Source organism: Arcicella lustrica (assembly GCF_034930985.1).
Classification (GTDB): Bacteria; Bacteroidota; Bacteroidia; order Cytophagales; family Spirosomataceae; genus Arcicella; species Arcicella lustrica.
Genome location: NZ_JAYGIM010000012.1, coordinates 173,477 through 197,241 on the forward strand (window position 1 = coordinate 173,477; position 23,765 = coordinate 197,241).

19 protein-coding genes are annotated in these 23,765 nt (G+C 34.6%); 10 read left to right on the forward strand and 9 right to left on the reverse strand.

The genetic code is table 11. From position 1 onward, the window contains the following. Positions 1-10: 10 nt before the first annotated feature. Complete coding sequence (locus VB798_RS16305) at positions 11-601, reverse strand: HNH endonuclease (RefSeq protein WP_323260217.1); 591 nt, start codon at positions 599-601, stop codon at positions 11-13. A gap of 72 nt (positions 602-673) precedes the next feature. After that, positions 674-2,716, reverse strand: a complete 2,043-nt coding sequence (locus VB798_RS16310; protein WP_323260219.1) for a hypothetical protein — start codon at positions 2,714-2,716, stop codon at positions 674-676. Positions 2,717-2,814: 98 nt separating this feature from the next. Here VB798_RS16310 and VB798_RS16315 point away from each other — a divergent pair, with 98 nt between their 5' ends. Further along, a complete protein-coding gene (locus VB798_RS16315) occupies positions 2,815-3,171 on the forward strand; it encodes a CoA-binding protein (protein WP_323260221.1) in 357 nt (118 codons plus the stop codon). Positions 3,172-3,238: 67 nt separating this feature from the next. Here VB798_RS16315 and VB798_RS16320 read toward each other — a convergent pair whose 3' ends face one another. Beyond that, positions 3,239-6,583: a TonB-dependent receptor gene (locus tag VB798_RS16320; RefSeq protein WP_323260222.1), complete on the reverse strand. Its 3,345-nt coding sequence runs from the start codon at positions 6,581-6,583 to the stop codon at positions 3,239-3,241. 503 nt (positions 6,584-7,086) lie between these two features. On the opposite strand from VB798_RS16320, the gene VB798_RS16325 reads away from it, so the two are divergent. The 4 genes from VB798_RS16325 to VB798_RS16340 all read left to right on the forward strand — a co-directional run bounded on the left by VB798_RS16325 (position 7,087) and on the right by VB798_RS16340 (position 10,055). Continuing rightward, positions 7,087-7,860: an alpha/beta fold hydrolase gene (locus VB798_RS16325; protein WP_323260224.1), complete on the forward strand. Its 774-nt coding sequence runs from the start codon at positions 7,087-7,089 to the stop codon at positions 7,858-7,860. A gap of 50 nt (positions 7,861-7,910) precedes the next feature. Then, positions 7,911-8,603: an SAM-dependent methyltransferase gene (locus VB798_RS16330; RefSeq protein ID WP_323260226.1), complete on the forward strand. Its 693-nt coding sequence runs from the start codon at positions 7,911-7,913 to the stop codon at positions 8,601-8,603. 61 nt (positions 8,604-8,664) lie between these two features. Continuing rightward, positions 8,665-9,306 (forward strand): MBL fold metallo-hydrolase, encoded by a 642-nt coding sequence (locus tag VB798_RS16335; RefSeq protein ID WP_323260228.1) that lies wholly within the window; start codon positions 8,665-8,667, stop codon positions 9,304-9,306. Between the two features lie 23 nt (positions 9,307-9,329). Then, positions 9,330-10,055 (forward strand): CDP-alcohol phosphatidyltransferase family protein, encoded by a 726-nt coding sequence (locus VB798_RS16340; RefSeq protein WP_323260230.1) that lies wholly within the window; start codon positions 9,330-9,332, stop codon positions 10,053-10,055. 259 nt (positions 10,056-10,314) lie between these two features. Here VB798_RS16340 and VB798_RS16345 read toward each other — a convergent pair whose 3' ends face one another. Continuing rightward, positions 10,315-13,095 (reverse strand): alpha-amylase family glycosyl hydrolase, encoded by a 2,781-nt coding sequence (locus VB798_RS16345; RefSeq protein ID WP_323260232.1) that lies wholly within the window; start codon positions 13,093-13,095, stop codon positions 10,315-10,317. 223 nt (positions 13,096-13,318) lie between these two features. After that, complete coding sequence (locus VB798_RS16350; protein ID WP_323260234.1) at positions 13,319-13,900, reverse strand: Maf family protein; 582 nt, start codon at positions 13,898-13,900, stop codon at positions 13,319-13,321. A 91-nt stretch (positions 13,901-13,991) separates the two neighbouring features. Between VB798_RS16350 and VB798_RS16355 the strand changes: the two genes are divergently transcribed. From VB798_RS16355 to VB798_RS16375, 5 genes are all read left to right on the forward strand, one after another. Continuing rightward, on the forward strand, positions 13,992-15,872 hold the full coding sequence (locus tag VB798_RS16355) for a hypothetical protein (RefSeq protein WP_323260236.1): 1,881 nt from the start codon (positions 13,992-13,994) through the stop codon (positions 15,870-15,872). 103 nt (positions 15,873-15,975) lie between these two features. Continuing rightward, on the forward strand, positions 15,976-16,437 hold the full coding sequence (locus tag VB798_RS16360; RefSeq protein WP_323260238.1) for a MarR family winged helix-turn-helix transcriptional regulator: 462 nt from the start codon (positions 15,976-15,978) through the stop codon (positions 16,435-16,437). Between the two features lie 106 nt (positions 16,438-16,543). Continuing rightward, positions 16,544-17,014: a MarR family winged helix-turn-helix transcriptional regulator gene (locus VB798_RS16365; protein WP_323260240.1), complete on the forward strand. Its 471-nt coding sequence runs from the start codon at positions 16,544-16,546 to the stop codon at positions 17,012-17,014. A gap of 36 nt (positions 17,015-17,050) precedes the next feature. Continuing rightward, the gene (locus tag VB798_RS16370; protein WP_323260242.1) at positions 17,051-17,650 is read left to right on the forward strand and encodes a YceI family protein; all 600 of its coding nucleotides are present in this window, start codon (positions 17,051-17,053) and stop codon (positions 17,648-17,650) included. Positions 17,651-17,823: 173 nt separating this feature from the next. Beyond that, positions 17,824-18,714 (forward strand): SDR family oxidoreductase, encoded by an 891-nt coding sequence (locus VB798_RS16375; protein ID WP_323260244.1) that lies wholly within the window; start codon positions 17,824-17,826, stop codon positions 18,712-18,714. A 74-nt stretch (positions 18,715-18,788) separates the two neighbouring features. Here the strand turns inward: VB798_RS16375 and VB798_RS16380 are convergent, their stop codons facing one another. The 4 genes from VB798_RS16380 to VB798_RS16395 all read right to left on the reverse strand — a co-directional run bounded on the left by VB798_RS16380 (position 18,789) and on the right by VB798_RS16395 (position 23,627). Next, positions 18,789-19,694: a sugar phosphate isomerase/epimerase family protein gene (locus VB798_RS16380; RefSeq protein ID WP_323260245.1), complete on the reverse strand. Its 906-nt coding sequence runs from the start codon at positions 19,692-19,694 to the stop codon at positions 18,789-18,791. Between the two features lie 80 nt (positions 19,695-19,774). Then, the gene (locus VB798_RS16385; protein ID WP_323260247.1) at positions 19,775-21,199 is read right to left on the reverse strand and encodes a CCA tRNA nucleotidyltransferase; all 1,425 of its coding nucleotides are present in this window, start codon (positions 21,197-21,199) and stop codon (positions 19,775-19,777) included. A 208-nt stretch (positions 21,200-21,407) separates the two neighbouring features. Further along, positions 21,408-21,962, reverse strand: coding sequence for an L-threonylcarbamoyladenylate synthase (locus tag VB798_RS16390; RefSeq protein WP_323260249.1), 555 nt, complete (start codon positions 21,960-21,962; stop codon positions 21,408-21,410). A gap of 81 nt (positions 21,963-22,043) precedes the next feature. Next, the gene (locus VB798_RS16395) at positions 22,044-23,627 is read right to left on the reverse strand and encodes a hypothetical protein (protein ID WP_323260251.1); all 1,584 of its coding nucleotides are present in this window, start codon (positions 23,625-23,627) and stop codon (positions 22,044-22,046) included. Positions 23,628-23,765 lie beyond the last annotated feature (138 nt).

A 23,765-nucleotide genomic window follows, 5' to 3' on the forward strand; every position in this document is an offset into this window, starting at 1 on the left:
CCATTTTTTATTAATCTTCTAATTTTACATGTCCCCAGTTTTCGCCTGAACGAATTCTGTTGAGTTGCGTATGCGTAATACCAAATTGTTTGGCAATCATTTTCAAACGGTTTTTATCTGACCTAAGCATTTTCTTAATCATGATAACTTTACTTTCAGTCAATTTGTAATTTTTGGTACGTTTCGGAATTACTCTATCTTTCACCGCAGGATTTTCACGGTTATGAATAGTCATTTCATCACGAGAAACCCACTTTAGGTTTTCCCAATGATTATTGAGTTTGTCGTGATCAAGATGAATGACAAATTTCTGTTCTTCGTTTTGTTTTTCTAAAAAGAATTCAGCTACAAGTTTATGAACATACCTGTTTAATGACTTATTTCCTTTTGCCCTAATATTCAACGATTTATATCCTTGAATTTTAGATCCATTAATGATGTCTCCTTGAACTGGGTCATTTTGGAAACTCTTTAAACGACCATAGTTTGACACCTTATAAACAGGTGGATTTTCAACTTCGTTAAAAGGAATATCTACCCATTTTTCATTCCAAAAGCTTGCGCTTTTTTTGGTTCCTAAAGCAGTTTTTTTGTCGATCATTTGGTTTTTTTTCTTAAATTTTTTTTGTGGTTATATTACTGGGGTTAAAGTAATGAGATGTTTTTCATTACTTTAAAATTGATAACGGTAAATACTATATTCTCCTTTTTCTAATAAATTAATTTGGATACTTTCTGTATTACAAGTGATGTCCTTTTTTTTATTAGAAGTAAAAATATGCTCTAAATGTTTAGCTTCTACGATATTTTTAAATGAAATTTCTTCACTTTCATGCTCAGTATCCAAGTTTACAATAAATAGATACTGTGGATGTTCGCTTTGTGTCCATGCTATTACTTTATTTTTTCCAGTGAAATCTGGCGCAATAAGCCACTGTGTACTTTGGTTTGCTATGGCAGAGCAAATTTCCTCCGAGATTTTTCTCAAGGTAGTCAAACCTTTGAATAATTCAGCATTTTTTCCCCATTGATATTTTGAATGCGTCGCTTTTGGTCCTTCGGTAAGTTGAAAGACATACAATTTAGTATAATGTTCATTTGGAGCGGGACTAAAGTGGACGTCTCTCTGTTCAAAGCCTAAGCTCATATAAGAAGGCATATCACTTAAAAATAATCCCATGAACATTCTAATTTCGTTTCCTCTCAAGTAAAACTCATCAAATCTTGGGTCGTCTTTATCGGCTGTAATAATGGTAAAGTTGGGCGCAAAAGTACATGTTTTTAATAATGAATGATAACGGGCGAATGCCGAAACAAATGTTTCAGAACCCAATGTCATTGATTGTAAATCGCCTAAAGTACTATCGGCATCAGAACCTTCAAGGTGCTCTTCTTCTACACCATAAGCCATTGTATTGGGCGGAGCCAAGAAACTCTCTGCAAAATACGAAAAAGTAGGTTTTGTTCGACAAATTACTCCTTTGATATATTTATGAATGTCATAATATTCATCTGGATTGGCTGGAGTACCTTCTTTTCTAAGTTGAACATGCGACATATCACCACGCATGAAATCAAAATTATACTGTTGGGCGAAACCCAAATATTTTGCTGCCGTATATTCCCAAACTTCTTTTCGTGGACTTGAAAAGTCAATTTCCCAATGTTGGTTGTTGTCTAAACTTTCATACAATTTGAATCTTGCCAAAGGACCAAAAACTCTTGACATTGCTTCGGGTTTTGAAATGGTATAATCTCTCCATACTCTGCCGTCTTCATCAATTGTTTTGGCTTCTTCACGTTTATCAACTGTTAATCCTCTATAAGGCGGAGCCATCGTAGCTGGTACAGGCTCATAACCCTCATTAAATAAAAAGCTGATTAATTGATTTCTTTTTTTATTTCTACCCCACAAATTACTTTTTTCGCCAAAAAGTACTTGTAGCCTTTTTTCTTCTGGAAATAACTGATTATTGAAAAATACTTCAGGTTCTTTTGGATATTCTATGTCAACGACTGCTCCAAACTGTTGAAGAAAGACCAGAATACGTTCTTGAACTTTTTCATGTAAGTTGGCATCATGATTAATGATTTCAAACTCTTTTCTTTGTAACCATTCAAAAAAATGAGGATTAGCCAATGCTATTTCAGAGTATCTATCCGTATGCGGAATTACATCCATTCCTACCGTTTTACCAGTTAAATGTAAAAGATTACAAACTACTTTTAACTGTTTTTCTACGGTATTCAAGTGAGGGAAAGCTCTTGCTAATTCTTCATCATAAAATTCAGGATTAATATTCCAACTTGCCATTCCGTACAAACTAGCCACAACGCCACATTCCCAAATAGGAAGTAAATGTATGGAAGATTGCGATGCAGGTAAAGTAAGAGAATATTTTACAACATTAAAAAAACTACTAATGGTACGAACATTAATACCGACCATATTGACCGTTTTAATCCAAGATGTATCTTTTTGATGAGCAACAGGACTTGGAACAGTAAAATCTGGATTTAAAGCTTGGTACAATGCAGTTTGTCCGAAACGTTTTTCTAAAATATAAAATAGTTGAATAGCTGGCATTGCTACTGATTGTTCAGGCAATAAGCCAACGATAAAGGAGTCTTTCTGGCTAGTGTACGCCAAAATAGCCTCCTGTTGATGATTAGCCCAAAAATGGCTAAATTCATCATAAGTATCAGGAATGTGCATATAAGTTGTATAAAAATGGTCTTGAATTTTCGGAAGAACTAAAAGCCTCCTGAAAAATGTTTAAAAATAAAATAAATTATTGGTAAAATCATACAAACATGAAAACATTAGTAGTTGGAGCATCAACAAATACAGAAAGATATTCATTTAAAGCCACTAAAATGCTGTTAGCCAAGGGACATGAAGTGGAATTATTAGGAAAAAGAGTAGGAGAGATTGAAGGAAAAGAAATCAACACGAGTAATCCTGATTTCAAAAATATAGATACGATTACCTTGTACGTTGGTCCTAATTATCAACCTGATTTATATGATTATTTATTAGGACTAAAACCAAGAAGAATAATTTTTAACCCTGGAACAGAAAATGAAGCATTTGAAGAGAAAGCAAAAACAGCAGGAATTATTGTAGAAGAAGCCTGTACTTTAGTATTACTTTCCACTAAGCAATATTGATTGAAAACAAAAAAACTCAGAGAAATTTCTCTGAGTTTTTTTGTGGTTGTTGTATCTGCAATAATGATTAGTTGAAGATATAACGGATACCCAATTGCATTTGCCAAACGTTATCAACTGTGATGCTTTTTACGAATGAATCACGTAATAAAATAGTTTGGTTTACACCAGAAGCATCTTGAATAACTTGAGTTCCTAATTGATAAGTAACAGTACCATTACTAGCTACTGTTGGTCTTAATGGGCTACTACTTGTTGATACGTTACCAACTCCCCAAGCATTGTTTAATAAGTTACCAATGTTTAAGATATCTGCACGTAAACGAATAGTATTTTTCTTTCCTTTTTCAGATACTTTAACATAAAAATCTTGTTCAACTGTAAAGTCAAAACGAGTTAACCAAGGAGAATAACCACCGTTACGTTCAGCATATTGTCCACGACGAGTTTTCAAATATGAATTGCCTTCGATATATGCATCAAATGCTGTAGCTTGTTCAGCAGGAGTATAAACTTTAGCAGTTGCACCAGAACCTACTGTTAACGGAGTAAAGTTTAAATCAGAAGCTTTGTTAGGAACAAAAATCAAGTCATTTGTTTGACCGTCTCCGTTGAAATCACTAGCAAATACGTAAGATTGTCTTAAACCACTGTTAGAAACAGCACCTAAAGTAAACATCGTTGAACCTCCAAATTCACCACCATAATTAATACGGTAATTAACATATCCTACAAAACGGTGACGTAAATCATTATCAGAAAGAGCAGTTGTTAAATAATTCTGTCCAGCTACTGTAGGAATGTTTGCTTGTACTGTACTACCAACAGATTGAATATCTTTTGCTTTTGCATAAGTATAACCAAACATACCACCTAAACCATTCACTGTAGGTTTTTCTACTTTAGCAGTTAAAGAGTAAGATTCACCTTTATTAGTATTTGTCAGTACAAATACGTTGGTAGTTGCACTGTTAATAAATCTTGGTGAAGTAAAACGGTCACGTTTGTCAGCTTCTGTAAATTTGGTAGTAGGTCCATTTAAGTTAGCATCAATATAACGTAAGGCTTGAATATTTTTGTTATAGATAGCTTCTAAAGTACCGATTAAGCCAAATGGCAACTTATAATCTACAGCAATGTTTGATTTCCAAATCATTGGGTTTTTCAAATCTTCAGTTGAAGCATTTACAGCATAAGCAGGTAATTTTGTTATATCTGTTGTAGTTGGTTTGTAAACTGATGGATTTAAAGTGAATGGATAATTCAATCTTTCAGCAGCAGTAGTAGGGTTTACCACAGCAGTATTTACACCATTATTTCCTAACTGATTAGATACTAATACTTGTGGAACACGAGATACAAAAATACCTGTACCACCTCTTACTTGAAGAGATCTATCTCCTTTAACATCATAGTTGAAACCAATTCTTGGAGACACTAATAATTTAGCAGTTGGGAAAGCTCCTGTATTTACTCTTAAATTTTCATTGTTTTCGTCCTTGTAAGTTAAGTTGGCAACTACAGGGTTAAAGAATGCTGATGAAGTTGAATTATCATAGCTAAACACATCGAAACGAAGACCACCAGTAACTTTCAATTTCTCATTTACTTGGAATTCATCTTGTACATAAGCTGAATAATTAGAAACTTTCAATGTTTGAAGAGGTTCTTGTCCATCAGGTAATAAAGAATAACGATAGTTGAAACGAGCGATAGGTACAGGAGAAACTGTCAATGTTGGAGTTGCTTTATAAGCTAATGCTGCTGTTTTGAAATCAGCAATTGAGTTAAACACCCAAACACCGTTTGAAGAAGGGAAGAATACGTTGTTTGAAGTAAAGTATTCATAACTCAAACCTAAAGTAAATGTATGCTTACCTGCGAAATAACTTAAATTATCCGTGAAATTTAATGTTGAATAATTTAATTTATTGTTTGGTGTAAAAGGGTCCATACCCATTGTAGTGTAAGTAGAACCATCTTTCAAAATATCAATTGTTGGGAAAAGACTTTGTTGTACTCTATCTTCAATTTGTTTATTATATGTTGCTATGAAACTATTAGCAAATTTACTATTGAAAGTTGAACTTAATTCAGCTACAATTGAGCGAGTGTTATCTTGAATTTTGTAACCAGTGTTCTGTGGAGAAAGAGCTAAATCACCAGCATAAGATCCAGTAGGTACACCTGTTCTGTTTCCGTTACCAGCAGTATTACTACTATTACTATTACTTATTACAGCGTCAGATTCTGAATTATGATACGAATATCTTACACTTAATTTGTGATTGTTATTGATATTGTAATCTAAACGAACTAATCCTTTATTACTATTTACTTCATTATTGAATCCATCAATTGCACCAATTTCATAATTAAAATTGGTTCTCATAAAGTTGCCTAAATCCTCAATGTCTGAATATAAAACACGAGAAACATTACCTGTAGCACCAGAACGGTTTGCAACCCAGTTCAATGCTGGAGTTGAACTTTTAAAATTCTCGTAGTTAGCAAAGAAGAATAATTTATCTTTAATAAGCGGTCCTCCAACTCTAAAGCCATAAGTCTTCTCATTAAGGTTAACAGGAGGTAAACTTTTGCCATCTGCTTTCTTTCCAACTAAATCACTATTTCTGAAAATGTGGTATGCGGAACCTGTGAATTCGTTTGTTCCTGAACGAGTAACTGCGTTAATACCAGCACCTGCAAAACCAGATTGACGAACGTCAAATGGAGCAATGTTTACTTGTACTTGTTCGATAGCGTCTAATGAAACAGCAGTTGTACCAGTACGACCACCCGCTTGCGCTGAACTACCTAAACCAAAACCGTTGTTGAAAACTGAACCGTCGATAGTGAAGTTGTTGAAACGTGAATCTTGACCAGCGAAAGAACGACCATTGCTATAAGCATTGTATTTAGTAATATCATTAATAGTACGACCGATTGTTGGAAGACTGTTAATCGCATTTGTGCCGAATGAAGCAGCAGCACCAGTACGGTTAGATGACATGATGTCAGAACGGCTACCTGTTACTGTTACCTCAGCAAGTGCATTTTCAGTTTCAGTTAATTTGAAACTTACATTTGATGCAGCTCCTAAGTTAGCAACAACGCCTTCTTGAACTTGGTCTTTAAAACCAACAAATGAAGCTTTAACTGTGTAAGGTCCACCAACACGAACAGCTGGTAAAGTATAACGCCCCGCTGCATTAGTAGTTACCCCATAACGTGAACCTGAAGGAACGTGAACGGCAATAACTGTAGCACCCGGAAGTCCAGAACCTTTGTCATCTGTAACAATACCCGTAATCTGAGAGCTTGTTACCTGACCAAAAGTATTACTCGAAAAAAATGCTGTAAAAATCAGTAGGAAACCGAAAATTACCTTTGTAGTAAAGAATTTTTTCATGTTGAAAATTTGGAATTTAGTTAGAATTTGAATTGTTGAATTTGTTTGCAAAATAACAACTTTTTTTTAGCAAGAACAATATACCTTTATTAAGAAACTGTAAACAAGAATAGTCTAATCGCTTGATTTGTAGGTATAGTGCAATTATTTGTTTGAAAAGTTTAGTTGTCTGCCTTTTTTTGGAAAAGAAAGATTCAATTATAAAATAACTTATTTATAACTCTATAAGTTTAGTATTTTTTGAAGATTTACCTCTTGCCAGTATATTTGATTTTAATAAACTAAATATCGCTATAAAAGTTTTTTTAAAAGGGGATTTAATAGATAATTTTGCTTGAATATGCCTTTTTAGGCTATTTGTAATATTGAAAAAGAAAGGGGAACTTTGAAAAAGTTATTCATTAAAGATGAATTTTTGATATATAAACATTAGCAATAACATTATTCATCCTGAATTTGAGAAAATTTCTTGAAGCTCAGCATGGTAATTTATACAATTTTCAATGAAATTATATTGTAGAAAAACAGGAGAAAGTGGTTCGAATATTGTCATTTTACACGGTATTTTTGGCTCGTCGGATAATTGGTTAACTATCGGTAAAGTACTTGCAGAGCAACATACTGTTTATATGCTCGACCAACGAAATCATGGTCAATCGCCAAGAAGTGATGTCTTTAATTACGAAGTAATGGCTGCTGATTTGAAAGAATTTATCGAAGAAAATGCTATCGAAAATCCTATTTTAGTTGGGCATTCAATGGGAGGAAAAGTAGTTATGCAGTTTGCGATGAATTATCCAGATGCTTTTGCTAAAATGGTGGTAGTTGATATTGCTCCTAAATTTTACCCTGTTCATCACTCAATGATTTTACAAGGATTGGCAGCAGTTGATTTAAAAAACTTAAAAAGTAGAACCGAAGCGAACGAGATTTTAAAAAGATTCGAAGAAAGTGAAGGCGTTCGTCAATTTCTTTTAAAGAACCTTTGGCGAAATCCTGAAAAAAACAATGAGTTCGATTGGCGAATCAACGTTCCTGTAATCACTAAAAATATTGATGTAGTTGGGCATGAACTTGAAAATGAACACAGTGTAACTCAACCTGTTTTATTTATTCGTGGAGCATCATCTCATTATATTCAGCCAGAAGATGAGCGTAAAATTTGGGAATTATTCCCGAATTATGAATTAGAAACCATAGAAGGAGCGGGGCATTGGGTGCAAGCTGATAAACCTCAAGAATTCATCGAAGTATTATCTCGATTTGTAAAAGCTTAAATGTTTTAAGAATTTTTCTGGATTACAATCTCAAACAAATCGTTTTAAAAATGCTTTTTTTAATTCCTTCCACATTAGCTCCTGATACTTCTGAATCAGGACTTTCTCCACAAATCAGAGAAGTAATCAAGGAAACTGATTATTATTTTGTTGAAAATATTCGCACGACTCGTCGTTTTATCAGCGAATTGAAAGTCGGTAAAGTAATAGACCAACTTCATTTTTTTGAATTAGATAAAGATACTCCTCTTGCTAAAGTAAAGCAGTATTTTAAAGAAATTCCTGAAGGCAAATCAATTGGCGTGATTTCAGAAGCGGGTTGCCCTGGCGTAGCCGACCCCGGTGCTTTGGCAGTACAGACCGCCCATCAATTGGGAATGAAAGTAGTACCTTTGGTTGGTCCTTCGTCGATTCTTTTGGGTTTGATGGCATCAGGTTTTTCTGGACAATCATTTGTTTTTCATGGCTATTTGCCCATTGATAAAGTAGAAAGAGCTAAAAAAATGAAAGTACTTGAAAATGATGCAAGAAAAGGACAGACCCAAATTTTCATGGAAACGCCTTTTAGAAATAATCAATTGTTAGATGATTTATTGAGTAATTTAGCTTCAAGTACTTTTTTATGTATTGCTTGTAATGTAACGGGTTCAGATGAATTCATTCAGACAAAAACAATTGCTGAGTGGAAAAAACAAAAACCTGATTTGCATAAAAAACCTACGATGTTTTTATTATCAATCTAAAAATTTCGAGGATTTATCGTCATCTTTGTGCGCTTTTAAACATTAATTATTCACCACTACTATGATTCAAGTTCAAACATTTAGGTTTAACCCTTTTGGCGAAAACACGTATGTGCTCTTTGATGAGACCAAAGAATGTGTCATCATCGACCCCGGTTGCCATGTTTATGAGGAACGAAGTGCTTTGAAAAATTATATTCATGACCAAGGTTTGAAGGTGATTCATCTATTGAATACACATGCACATATTGATCATGTTTTGGGCAATGAATTTATCAAAAGAACATACGGTGTGAAATTGCATCTTCATAAAGAAGATTTACCACTTTTATTGAATGCTGGAAGTAGAGCTGAATATTATGGTTTTCCTACTTATGAGGAGTCAACTGTAGATGTTTTTATTGAAGAAGGTGATGTAATAACTTTTGGTAAATCTGCATTAGAAATAATTTTTGTGCCCGGTCATGCGCCTGGTCATGTTGCTTTTTTGAATAAAGCTGAAAAAATTTGTGTGAGTGGTGATGTGTTGTTCAAAGGAAGTATTGGTAGAACTGATTTCCCTTTATGCAGTTTTGAAGATTTAGAAAATAGTATTAGAACCAAACTTTATACCCTTGAGGATGATATGGTGGTATATCCCGGTCACGGTGAAACTACAACAATTGGTTTTGAAAAAATTTATAACCCTTTTATCCGATTGTAAAAAAACATCTTCATCTGAATAAAATGATTGAAATTAAAAAACACATTCCTAACACACTAACTTGTGCCAATTTACTTTGCGGATGCTTTGGAATTTTAAAGGTGTTCAATGGTGACTTGCAAACTGCATCTTACTTAATTGGAATTGCCTTAATTTGTGACTGGCTCGATGGTTTTGTGGCTAGATTGTTACATGTTTCTTCGCCTATCGGAAAACAATTAGATTCATTGGCAGATATGGTTACTTTTGGTGCTTTGCCTGCTTTTATGATGTTGAATCTTATTGAAAGTAGTTGTACTGGTTATTGTACTACTGGGCTTTTCGGTTTTCATAAACCTTATATTGCTTTTGGATTAGCTATTTTTTCAGCAGTACGTTTGGCTAAATTTAATATTGATACTCGTCAAAGTGATTCTTTTATTGGTGTGCCAACACCTGCGAATGGAATGGTTGTGGCAGCTTTGCCACTTATCGCTTTTTATCAACCAGAATACAAAGATTTTTTTATCAATTATAATGTGTTGATTTTCTACTCTATCATCATGTCGTATTTATTGGTGGCAGAGTTACCGCTGTTTGCTTTGAAATTCAAGGATTTTGACTGGAAGTCAAATCAAACGAAGTATGTATTCCTGATTCTTTCTATTTTTCTGCTAGTTTTCTTAAAATTTGTGGCAGTTCCTGTCATCATTTTAGTTTACATTTTGCTGTCAATTATTCAGAATTTCTTACTGAAAAGTAATCAATAATAAAGAAATTGTTGTTTCCTACTTTGATTATTTCGGTTGATACTAAAAACCGCAAAATACCGCAAAAAGTATCTCGTTAGATACTTTAAGTATGTCCGTTGATATAAATTACCGCAAAATACCGCAAAAAAATATCTCACGAGATACTTGAAGTATGTCGTGAGATATAAATTACCGCAAATTACCGCAAAAAAGTATCTCGTGAGATACTCGAAGTATATCTTGAGAATCTAAAAGACGCTCAAAACATCATTTCAATTTATTTTTTAATGAATTTCTTCGTGAATTGTTTTTCGCCTTGGCTGACATTCAATAAATAAATTCCTTGCGGAAGTTGTCGGATGTCGATAGGGTAGATTTTACCAGCGTCTTTTTGTTCACTTTCATAAACTGGTTTTCCTGATAAATTATTGATTTTAAGTAATATCGTTCCTTTTTGTTGAGTGTTTACTTCAACCGTAATGATTTCTTCACTTGGGTTTGGATAGACTTTAATCCCAACTTCTTGTTCTTCTGCATTTGCCAAAATCCTTTCTTCTTCTAATTTCCAAGGTACTAAATTGGCTTCTGGTTTGGCTAAAGCCACGCTGCTCAATACATGAAATTGTCCAGGTGCTAATACATATTTCGTTTTTAAATCGCTTACATTGATTTCTGAATTGGTAAAGAAATCGTACCATTTGCCAGTACTAGGAAAAACATCTGTGATTGTCTTCTGCTCTAAATCAAAATTAGCAATCATGAGTATTTTTTGAGAAGCTGAATTCAAAGTAATTTTTTTAACAGTTGTTGAAAGTTCCGTTTGAAAATCACTCGTTTTAAATACTTCCTGATTCGTTTTTAATTTAATTAATTCCGAAAATACTTTATACAGTTTCATTCGGTCGGCATCGTCTTTATAGTCCCAACGAATTGGCTTTTTGCCCGTTCTACCATTTTGGTCGATAGAAATATCATAGCCCAATTCTCCAAATTGCCAAACCATTTTCGGCCCCGGAATTGCAAAAAACATTGCCGCCGCCGCCTTTGTTCTTTCCATCACAGTTGCCACACTGAAAATCGCCTTACTGTTTTTCAAAGCATCATAAGCTACTCTTTCTTCATCGTGGCTTTCCATATAACCAATTGCTCCTGCATTTTTGAAACCACGAGCTTTGTAAGAAAGTCGGCTGAAATCACTGGCATTCCCTTTTACAGCATTTCTGAATTCACCATTGAGATTCGCCCAAACCATCATTCCCAAATCTGTAAAAGTTTGTTCTTCTTTATCTTCTGAAAATAATTCAAGAATGAAGTAAGCATCTTTATCGAAGCTTCTGATATTATCGTAATATCCTTTTAAAATATCAACTCTACTTTGGTCGTACAGTCTAAACTGACTATCGTTTGAAGAACTTTTTTGTGTAAAGCCTTTGGCTAAATCCACTCGATAACCATCAATGTTATACTCTTTCAACCAAAATTCATTTGCACGGTTTACATACGCTTTGGTATTGAGGCTTTCATGGTTGAAATCGAAGAAAACGCTAAATGGATGATTTGCCTGCTGATTGAAAAATGGTGAATCTGTAGAAGGTTGCGAGCCATCCCAATACATTTTCACATAAGGAAATTCATAATCTGCTTGGTTGAAAACAATGTCCAGAACCACAGCAATACCATTTTCATGACAAGTATCAATGAATTTCTTCAGGTCTTCTCTAGTACCATAAGCCTTGTCGGCAGCGAAGTAATAAATTGGATTATAACCCCAAGAATCATTCCCTGTAAATTCCGTCACAGGCATTAACTCAATACAATTGATTCCCAATGTTTTTAAATAAGGAATTCTATTGATGGCATTTTTGTAAGAACCATCCGTATCAAAATCACGAATATGTAATTCGTAAATCACCAAATTATCTTGTGAAGGACGTTTGAAATTAGTCGTTTTCCATTGATAGGGCGTTTGTCCAATCTGAAAAACAGAAGCAATACTCTTTACCGTTTCTGGGAGTTTTTTCAGGTTTGGGTAAGTACTGCTTGTAATGTATTGGTCATTATTAGGGTCAAGTATTTTTTCAGAATATGGGTCACCAACGGCTAAAGTACCATTTACTAAATACTGATAAGCGTATTCTTCTCCTTTGGTTAAACCTTCAATTTCTAGCCAATAACGGTTGCCATCAGGAGTACGTTTCATCAAATACTTAGCATCACTTTTCCATAGATTAAAGTCTCCAATGAGGTAAACGAAATCTTTTTTTGGAGCAAAAAGTACCAAAGCAACTTTTGTATCAGAGATATAATTAATACCATCTTTTAAACCCGCTGGCAAGGCTTCAGTAATTGGCGTTGGTTTCACAGTAACAATAAATTCCGTAGTGGATGTTTCGGTTAGGCTTGTGGCAGTAAATTTTACAGTTTGGATGGCCCCAGAAATATTCCCTACGTTCAAAGAATACTTCAAGGAATCGTTATTAATACTCGTTACAACAGTGCTACCATTCACTGTTAAACTTAAATTAGCTTTTTGTGATGCCACAGCTACAATGGGAATTGTACTGCCTGCGTTGGCAAAAAATGTTTTTTCTTGAGGTTGAATAAAAGCCACATTCAGCTTATTATCGTACATTGTTACAAAGAGGTCTTCGGTTTGGGCAGTCCCGTCGCCACTTTTTAATAATGCTCCAAGTCTTTTGATGGTTGATGAAACTGGCACTGCATAATAATCTCTGGGTTTCATTTTGATACTCCATTGGTCATTGCCGAGAGAAGTCATTTTTCCTTTTTCAAAAGGTTGGGCAAAATTGGTTTGCCCAGCAGGTTGATATTGAAAGGCATCGCCCGTTTCGGTAGTGCCTGCGCCAGACCATAAGTAAACGTCGGATGTTTTGCCTAATAAAGCTTTCGCACGAGAATCTTTGGCAAGTTTTAGGTTGAAGATGATGGTAATTTCTTGGTCTCCATTTGGTAATGCAGGAATTGTGGTGACGACCTGTGCAAAAGAGCAGAGGCTAATCACCCAAAACAGAGCGAATAGTATTGTTGATTTTTTCATGATGTTTATAAAAGGTTGGTCAATGGAAACCCGAAGGTACTAGAAAGGAGCGAGTACTTTGGTAGAGTGCTACACAGGTATAACGTAGAAATATTTAATTGTTAAATAGTACTTTGAGGTGAATTTTGCCAAGAAAAAGAAGAAAAATCAGCTTTTAGCTTCTAGTTATGCAAAGATGAAGTATTTTACAGAACCAGAAACTAAATGTTTGATAAACAGTATTTTATTGAATTTTGAAGAATGGTTGAAGGGCATCATAAACACGGTGAACGGGCAAACCCATTACGGTAAAATATGAACCCTCCATGCGTGGAATACCAACCATTCCAATAAAATCTTGAACGCCATAAGCTCCAGCTTTATCGAAAGGCTTACAAGTTTTAATGTAATATTCAATTTCTTGGTTCGTTAGTTCACGGAAGAAAACATTGGCAATATCGACAAAATTTTGCGTACCTTCCTTTGTCATCACGCAAACGCCAGTAATTACTTGGTGCTGACGACCCGATAATTTTTTAAGCATCAAGCTTGCTTCGATAGCATCTTTGGGTTTATTTAGAATATCATTATCCACAACCACGATGGTATCGGCAGTAAGAATGATTTGATTGTCAAGCTCTTCTTTGAATGCCTCTGCTTTTTTGAGTGCTAAAAAAGCGGGAACTTCAATAGCTGGCATGGTATTAGGAAAGTCTTCGTTGGTATCTTTTACTTTAACAGTAAACTCAAAACCAGCCTCTCGTAATAACTGTTGGCGACGGGGTGAGTTGGACGCTAGAATAAGCGGTTTAGTTAATTGAAGCATTATTTCTTGTTTTGGGAAATTAAAATTAATGAATAAAACTCGACAAATTTACTCAAATTCAGTCAATCAGCTCATGAAGTTTATTTTCTTCATGAGTATATTACTTTTTATTACTCCCATCAATTCAAATGCACAAAATTTAGACTCAATTAGGATAGAAATTCCAAAGGTAAAAGCAACAGCACTATATGTCAGCATGAAATCTGAAAAAGATAGCCTTACTTTTACTAAACTCAAAAAGAAGTTTTCTAAAAATAAAATCCTCAGAGAAATCCATCATGCTTTGTTCAAAGATGTTTATAATACGAATAATCAAGGGCAAGAAATTGTAAAAATTGAAGACGATCCATTTACCGAATACGAAGGTAGAGTAATTCGTAAAATCTATGTAAAACGCCTAAGAGTATTCGGAGAAAGTATTGCCGATACCACTAGAATTGCGGAAGGTTTTGAAAAGTTTTTGAGTTCATTACATGCGAATACTCAAGAGAGTGTAATTCGAAAATCATTTTTGTTATTCAATGTGGGTGATATTGTTGATGCTGATAGATTAAGAGATAATGAGCGCTTGATGCGCCAAAGTGCTATTCTCCACGATGCCCGAATATTGGTTTTACCCGACCCAGAGTATCCTAATTTAGTAGATTTATTAGTACTTACCCAAGATATTTGGTCTTTAATTGTTGATGGCGAAGCCAATGGATTACAAAATTATTCAATCAGGGTTCGGCAGGTAAATTTTAGGGGCGTAGGACATTCGTGGAGTAATACTTTTTTCATGAATACCCGTGAAAAACCCGCTTTAGAATATGCCAGTACTTACACCATTCCTTATATCGGTAAAACGTTTGTGACTGGTCAGGCTGAATTAGAGTTGAAGAGAACTTCTTCACATTATGCTTTTCGGCTTTTTCGTCCTTTTCTTACACCTGAAATGAAATTAGCAGGAGGTTTAGTAATAAGTAAAGATGAAAATGAACGCATGCAATTCAGGGCTTTTGATGGCACAACCTACCGACTTAACGATAGCACCAATTTCTTTTTTCCTATCAAAAAGGATTTTATAGATTTTTGGTTGGCTCGTGCCTTTAAAGTAAATTTTTTGAACAAAGGAAAAGACAGTCGTTCTAGATTTGTAGTCGGACTTAGATTTAGCGATGTAAGGTTTGATAAACGCCCAGAAGTAACGGCCGATACCAATCAACTTTATAGAAATCACCGAGATTATTTGATTGGAATCGGTTTTTCAAATAGAAAATACAAACGTGATATTTTGATTTATGGTTTCGGATTAACGGAAGACGTTCCCTACGGTTACTTGGCTAGTTTTGTAACAGGTATGGAAAATTCCGATGCTTTCGGGAGTCGTTGGTATGCAGGAATAAAACTTGCGAAAGGAGAGTATATTGGCAAAGCTGGTTATTTGTATGGATTAATAAATGTTGGAGGTTACTCAAACGGTACAACTGGAATGAGCATTGAGTCCAATTATTTCAGTACGCTTCATGCTTTTAGAAGACGTACACAAATCAGGCATTTTGTTAATTTACGATATGCCTTTGGTACACAACGTTACACAGGAGAGTTCATCAATGTTAATCGTGAAAATGGAATTTTAGATGTAAATAGTGATAAACTTTGGGGAACGAAAAAAATGGGTTTGGGTTATCAGATAGTGTTTTTTTCAAAATTGAATTTTGTCGGATTCAGAATTGCTCCATTTTTTCAGACAGATTTTGCATTTATTAATCCTAAAAATGAGTTTTTGTTCAAGCAAACGCCCTATACAAGTATTGGAATTGGGATACGCCTCAGAAATGAAAATTTAACGTTTAATACTTTCCAAATTAAATTTTCATACTTCCCCAATCTGCCCAATATCCAAGTTTTGAATGCCTCATTTAATGATACCTATAATTTAAGACTAAAAGATTTTGATATTTCGGCACCTGAAATTGTACCTTTTAGGTAAAAAAATGACCGTTAACTAAGTTTTAAGCCATTTCGAAACAATATCTCATTAGCTTACGTTTTTAAAATTAGTATAAAGTTTAACCTAAGTAAACGATTAGATTATGTCCATTGAAAAAGACATTAAGCAGAAGTCCTTTAAGAATGTTTATCAAAAAGTTGCAGTGAATTTGATGTACACAGATAGTTGGTTATTGAATCACTATACACAACTTTTAAAGCCCTATAATCTCTCGGATAAACAATATTTCGTGTTAAAAATCCTTAGTGAAAGCCATCCCAATGCTGTTTCAGTTAATTTTATTATCGAAAGAATGTTAGATAAAATGTCTAATGCTTCTCGTTTGGTAGATAAATTAGTCGAAAAAAAACTTGTTGTTAAAGTTCGTTCAAAGATAGATAAGCGTTCAATGAACGTTGCCATTACTCCTAAAGGTTTATTATTAGTAGATGAATTAAACAAAAAAGTAGCTTTATGGGAAGCCAATTACTCAAAACTGACGAAAGAAGAAATTAAAGTACTTCATAATTTACTGAATAAGATGAGAGATTCGGCAAGTATGTGATATTAAGCACTTGATATTCAGTATGTTATTTTTATTAACAAAAAATTAACAATTAAATGTATTGACATTAAATGTTTTTACATTAAATTTGTATCGTAATAAAATTATGAGCATCGAAAAAGACATAAAACAAGCAAGCTTTAAATCAGCCCATTCGAAAGCGATGGTCAATATTGTTTATACAAACAATTGGTTGGCTACTTTGCAAATGGAAGTTTTAAAACCTTATGATTTAACACTTCAGCAATACAACGTTCTTAGAATTTTGAGAGGGCATCATCCAGAACCTATCACAGTGATAGGAATTATTGAAAGAATGTTGGATAAAATGTCTAACGCTTCAAGATTAGTGGATAAGCTTTTGTTGAAAGAGATGGTTGTAAGACGTGAATGCCCGAACGACCGCCGTGCTGTTGACATTTTGATTACTCAAAAAGGTTTAGACTTATTAGCTGAACTAGATGTATTACAAAAACAATGGGAGCAACAACTTTATGGTTTAACAGAAAGTGAAGCCCTACAATTAAGCGATTTGTTGGATAAATTGAGACAATCGCCACCCGAATCAGAACAATAAATAATTTTAATAAATAACAATAAATAAATTCAAGTAATGAAATCTATCAAATCTATTCTTAGCGTTTTAGCAGCAGCTTTGTTTGTAAACGTAGCAGTTGCAGGTACTCCAAACACAGGTAAAAAAGCAACAACTTTAGCGGTTGATACAAAAGGAAGTAAAATTCACTGGTTGGCTAAAAAAGTAACAGGTCAGCACGAAGGTACAATTGCTATTTCTTCAGGTTCATTAGTAACTTCAGGAAACAAAGTAACTGGTGGTTCTTTTGTAATCGACATGAAATCAATCGTTTGTACTGACATCACTGATGCTGAATACAACAAAAAATTCATCGGTCACATCACAACTGGTGATTTCTTCGAAGTAGAAAAATTCCCAACTTCTACTTTCAAAATCACTAAAGTAGCTGGTGCAAACATCACAGGAGATTTAACTTTACACGGCATCACAAAATCAATCACTTTCCCTGCTAAAATTACAACTGCTGGTGGAAAAACTACTGCAACTGCTTCTATTCCAGTTGACAGAACAGATTTCAACGTGAAATACGGTTCTAAGAAATTCTTCGAATCAATCGGTGACAAAGCTATCGATGACGTTTTCAATTTAGATGTAACTTTAGTTGCTGGAAAGTAATTTCCCTTAAACCTTCATTCTAGGTTTTAAAATCCTCATAAAGTATTCTTTCGAGATGCTTTATGAGGATTTTTCTTTGTTCAATAAAATCAACAAAGGTATGCTTGCATAATAATTATATTTAATTCATATTGCATTATATTTTATCTTGAAATTGTATAAAATTGATTGCTATGAATTTTAATGAACCAATGCTAAGGGATGGAGCCTTGCGAGGAAAAACAATTATTGTAACAGGCGGAGGAACTGGCTTGGGGCGTTCGATGTCAAAATATTTTTTAGAGTTGGGTGCCAACGTTGTAATTGCTTCAAGAAAAAAAGCAGTTTTGGACGAAACGGCTGCGGAACTTATAGCAGAAACAGGAGGGAAAGTATTGGCGATTGCTTGTGATGCTAGAAATTATGATGAAGTAGAAAATGTACTGAAAAGTTCAGTTGAGCATTTCGGTGCTGTGCATGGATTGGTAAATAATGCCGCTGGTAATTTTATTAGTCCTACCGAAAAACTATCACACAAAGCTTTTGATATTGTTGTTGATATTGTTTTAAAAGGCTCTTATAACTTTAGTTTAGCCGTCGGGAAATATTGGATTGAACAAAAAATAAAAGGAACAGTAATGTCTATTGTGACTACTTATGCTTGGACGGGTTCAGCTTATGTAGTGCCATCAGCAACAGCAAAAGCTGGGGTTTTAGCCTTGACACGCTCTTTAGCTGTAGAATGGGGGGCAAAGTATGGTATTCGTTTTAATGCCATTGCTCCGGGTCCGTTTCCAACACAAGGAGCTTGGGAAAGACTCTTTCCAGCAGAAGCGATGGGAGAGGAGTTGGCAAATAAATTAGCCCCAGAAAATAGAATTCCACTCAAAAGAGTAGGTGAACATCATGAATTAGCCAATTTAGCAGCTTACTTAATGTCAGAATTTTCAGCATATATTAACGGCGAAGTAATTACGATTGACGGCGGAGAATGGCTGATGGGAGCAGGGGAATTTTCTGATTTAAACGAAGTATCTGAAGAAAAATGGGAAGCCATTGCTAAGGCTGTTCGAGGGAAAAAATAATATGATTTATGAGTTGAAGGTTTATGAGAAAACAAATACAGTTTCGACTCATAAACTTTCAACTCATAAGCTTGCTAAAACTTCACTTTCTTAATCCATTCCAAATCATATTTCATAGATTCCAGTGGAGTATGCCCTTGATAAGATTCTTGTTCGATGATATACTCGGTTGTTCCAGCAGTTTTGGCAGCCATTTTCAATACTTCTGCTACATTCATAATGCCTTTGCCAAGCATTGAACTTTCCCAAGGCTCTTTTTCGCCTTTTACTTCGTCTTTCACGTGCATCAATTCAAAACGACCGGGATATTGTTTCAATAATTCCATCGGACGACCGCCACCACCGTACATATTACCAATATCTAATTGCTGACAAACTAATTTAGGGTCAGTGTATTGCATAATGATGTCATACACTTTTACACTCGTCAGACGAAGACTAAATTCAAAGTCATGGTTATGATAGCCAAATTTTACGCCTGATTTCAAAGAAAGTTCACCTGCTTTGTTGAATACATCCATAAAGCGTTTGCAATCTTCAAAATTTCTGCGGAGACTAATATCCAACCACGGGCTGATTAAATACTTTTGTCCAAGAATAGCAGCATCTTCCACGGTTTGTTTCCAAGAGTCAGTAAAATCTTGCTTAGTAGCGTCCCAGTCTTCTCCTTTCATCACCACGTGACCACTTCGCATCGAAAGTCCTAAATCATCAATAATTTTACGAAACTCCTTTGGTTCGTAACCATAAAATTTATGATTGATGTAATTGGCATGTTCTACATTTTTATAACCCATTTCAGCAACAGCTTTTAGCGTAGCCAAAGGGTCTTTTTTCATGTCGTCACGGACAGAATATAATTGTAAGCCAATATTTTTTTGAGAAGATTTACTTGCCCAAAGAGTATCTGGAATCAGTAGAGCTGTTCCAGCCAAAGCAGTAGTTTGGAGAAATTTGCGTCGAGAATGGTTTTGGTTCATTGCTGATATTTTTTTTCAACAATATAAAAACTTCGTGCAGAAATGGTGTCTTTGCTTGTGATGAATTTCGGTTTTGGTGGCTATTTCTCAACTGCCACCAAACCTAATTTAGCTCCTTCTGCCAACACAAATGGAATGCCTGATTCTAAAGTATTTTCAATTTGTCCTTCTAAAATGGCTTCACGAACAGCTATTTTGATGATGCCTACTTCTTTGGATGGTTTAATGCCAAATAATTCCATAATAAGTTCGCCTGTTACTACTGGCTGAAATTGACGTAATTTGTCACTTTCTTCTACTTCTTTTAATTTCTGCTCTACGATGTCGAAATTGCGGAGGTATTTTTTTACTTTTTCACCGTTTTTAGAAGTAATATCTGCCCGACAAAGTATCATCAAACCTTCTAAATCTTCGCCTGCTTCGTAGAGCAAACGTCTGAGTGCTGAATCGGTAATGGCTTCTTTGGATAGAGCGATTGGTCGTAAATGTAAACGAACCAATTTTTTTACAAAACGCATTTTTTCATTCAAAGGCAAACGCATCTCGGTGAAAATTCCTTTCACCCATTTTGCTCCCATTTCCTCATGCCCGTGGAAAGTCCAGCCACGCTTTTTATCAAAACGTTTGGTAGCAGGTTTGGCAATATCGTGTAAAATGGCTGCCCAACGAATCCATAAATCATCGGTTTTAGTAGAAGCGTTATCCAGTACTTGTAGCGTATGATAAAAATTATCTTTATGCCCTTTGCCTTCTTCGGTTTCTACGCCTTTTAGTTTTACGAACTCTGGAAAAATTTTTTCTAACAAACCGCAAGAATCTAATAATAGAAAACCGTAAGAGGGCTTTTTTGCCAAAATGATTTTATTCAATTCATCAGTAATACGTTCTTTTGAAATAATATCAATACGTTCTCTTTCCTTGATAAGCGCATCAAAAGTATCTGGATGAATATCAAAATTGAGTTGCGTAGCAAAGCGAATAGCTCGCATCATTCTGAGCGGATCGTCCGAAAAAGTAATACTTGGCTCTAAAGGCGTTTTGATGATTTTTCTACGAATATCAGCCAAGCCATCAAAAGGGTCGATTAATTCACCAAAATTATTATCGTTCAAAGAAATCGCCATCGCATTGATGGTGAAATCTCTGCGGTTTTGGTCGTCTTCTAAAGTACCATCTTCTACGATGGGTTTGCGTGAATCACGTTGGTAAGATTCTCTTCTTGCCCCTACAAATTCTACTTCCCAATCGTCTAATTTTATCATTGCCGTTCCAAAATTTTTGAAAACGGAAAGGTAAGTATCTTCTCTGCCAGAGTTTTTGGCAACTAATTCTGCTAATTCAATGCCCGAACCTACACAAACGATGTCAATATCTTTGGAAGGTCGATTTAAAATAAGGTCACGCACAAATCCACCTACTACATAAGCAGGTACATTTAAGGCTTTTGCGGCATCTGCCACAATTTTAAAAATTGGATTTGTATGTAAAGTTTCTGCGAAATTCATATTGATAAGTAATTGAGCGATTTATTGATTACTACATTTAAATCGCAGCGGTTGACCGCTCACAAATTACCCTTTGTATTATTGTTGATTGATTTTACTTGCTTTAGGCTGTATGTAATAAGCATAAAACTATCTTTTTTAACAAAATATAGTTTGCCTACTGCCTAAAGCTTATAGCCTACTGCATCACTACTAATCACTAAGTAATTTATTTTCTGATGAATTTAAAATCACCACCAAGCCCTAATTTTACAATTTGTGAAGGCTGAATATTTTTATTTTCTCCTTTGGGATTCTTCAAAATGAAGTCAACATTTTCAATGATTTTCGGAGAAATGTCTTCAAATTTTTGCGGAGAAGGTTCTCCAGAAAGGTTTGCCGAAGTAGAAACAATGGCACGTTCAAATTTGTAAACTAAACCTTTACAAAATTCATCTTTCACCAAACGAATGGCAATGGAACCGTCTTCGCCCAATAAATTCGGCGCAAGATTTTTCCCTTGCGGATAAATTACTGTCAATGGCTTTTCTGCGAATTCTACCAAATTCCAAGCAATTTCTGGTACTTCAGTTACATATTCTGAAAGTTGTTCGATTTTTGAAATCAAAATGATAAAAGCCTTACTTTCAGGTCTTTGTTTAAGCTGATAAAGTTTTTCAACGGCTTTTTCGTTGCGGGAATCACATCCTAAACCCCAAATAGTATCAGAGGGGTAAAGAAGAGTATCTCCTTTGCGTAAATGTTGAAGGGCGTCGTGGTACATGATTAATGTTTTTTGCAAAGGTATGAAAAAAGCTTCGCTCTGCCTTCTTAACTGGAATGATTGTAATTTCAACCTTTTTGCTTACTGACTTTTTGTCTCTTTTTGTGGAACGTAATGGAGCTTCCGAAGGTAAAATACTTCTCTTGGTAATTCATCTAAACGACTATTACCTTCTAACTTTCTTTTTCCCCAAACCAGAAAATTCTGATTGTACCAAGCTGCAACATTGGCATCTTCATCGGCTTTTTGCGTACTATCGCTTTTTATTTCAAAAGTTTCAATTTCTCCTAATACTTCATTTTTCCTGATTTGCTGCATTTGTACTTTGCCTTTTTTGAAATACGCCATCAAATAACGGTCTTGTAAACTAGAAATTTGTACTTGTTCTACCAATTCACCACTTTCTAAATTATCCATGACCAAGGCATTATCCCATAAAAGATTTCCTTCTTTATCAAATTCACAAATGACGGCGTGCGTAAAACGATAATCGTCTTTGTTTTCATAATTCTTGAACCTTGTTCGGGTTACAGTATTGAAATTATTGTAGTTTTTAGGCAAAGTATAATAGATTTCAGCAACTAAAATTGCTCCTTTTTTAGTTTCTAATAAGTTGTGGACCAGTAATTTATAGCTAAAATTTGGATCTTTTCCTTCTTTCTTTTTCTGTTCAATTTTTTCTTTCAGCTTTTCTTGTTTCTTGGGCGACATAAAAGTGAAAAAGTTTTTCAAATCAGCAAATTTGATGATGTTGGTGTTTTTTTCGAGTCCTTCTTCCAAACGAGTAAGGTATAAACCTTTTGAAAATTCATTGCAGTTATTCGAAAAATTGCCGACCAAAAGCGTCTCTTTTTCATTTAAAGTCAACATTTTTCCACTGATAAAACTCAAACTGTTTCCTTCTTTATCAGGTACATGGATGGTTCTCAAAGATTTACCTTCGTAAGAGTAAGTTTGAATCACCAAACCACATTTTCCTTTTCTACGCTCTTTGACGATAACGTTCAATTCATTTCTTTTTTCATCAATTTCCAAAGCATTAATTTCCAGTCGGTCATCGTACAAACCGTGGAGTACTTTAGCTTTTTGATTGAAAAATGAAAAAGAAGCAACAATAGGTTTATCAAAATAAATTCCACCCAAAAAAGCCGTATTGCTCAATACTTTAAAGAAAGAAAAATCAATAATACTTGGTAATTCGCCTTTAAATTCATCAATTTCTCCTCTAGTTAAATCAATTCGAACAATATTGATTTTGGGAGTTTCTGGAATACTAAAAAGCCAAAACAAGTAATCTTTGTTCTGAAAACTCATTTGAAGCTCATATTCATAAGCCATTGAAAAATTAGTAGTCCACGATAAATGAAAGTCGGTATTGTACTTTTGGAATGTCCATTGCATGCCATCACGATTGTACATTCCATTTTTTTCGAGCGTCAAGAGCAAGCCATCATTTTCTAATGGCAAAACCGTCATGGTTTCTTCCGTTTTATTATTCTTGGGAATTTCAATGGAAGCAACTTGGTTGAGCTGTGCAAAAATGTTTTGAGAAAGTAACAAAAAGGAAAGAAATCCTGTAAAAGCAATTTTTTGATGTATTGAAGTAAAACGATGAATTGTTCTTAACCTCAACAACAACGAAAGTTTAGTTAGTAGATACTTCATAGCTTGAATACATTTAGAATAACAAGTTACAAAATCCGATGTTTACTCAAGATAAAATTGGCTAACTTTGTAGAAAATTATATGAATGAAATTTGATTTTATTTATTCCACATCAAAAAAGGAAAGAGATGAAAGGAA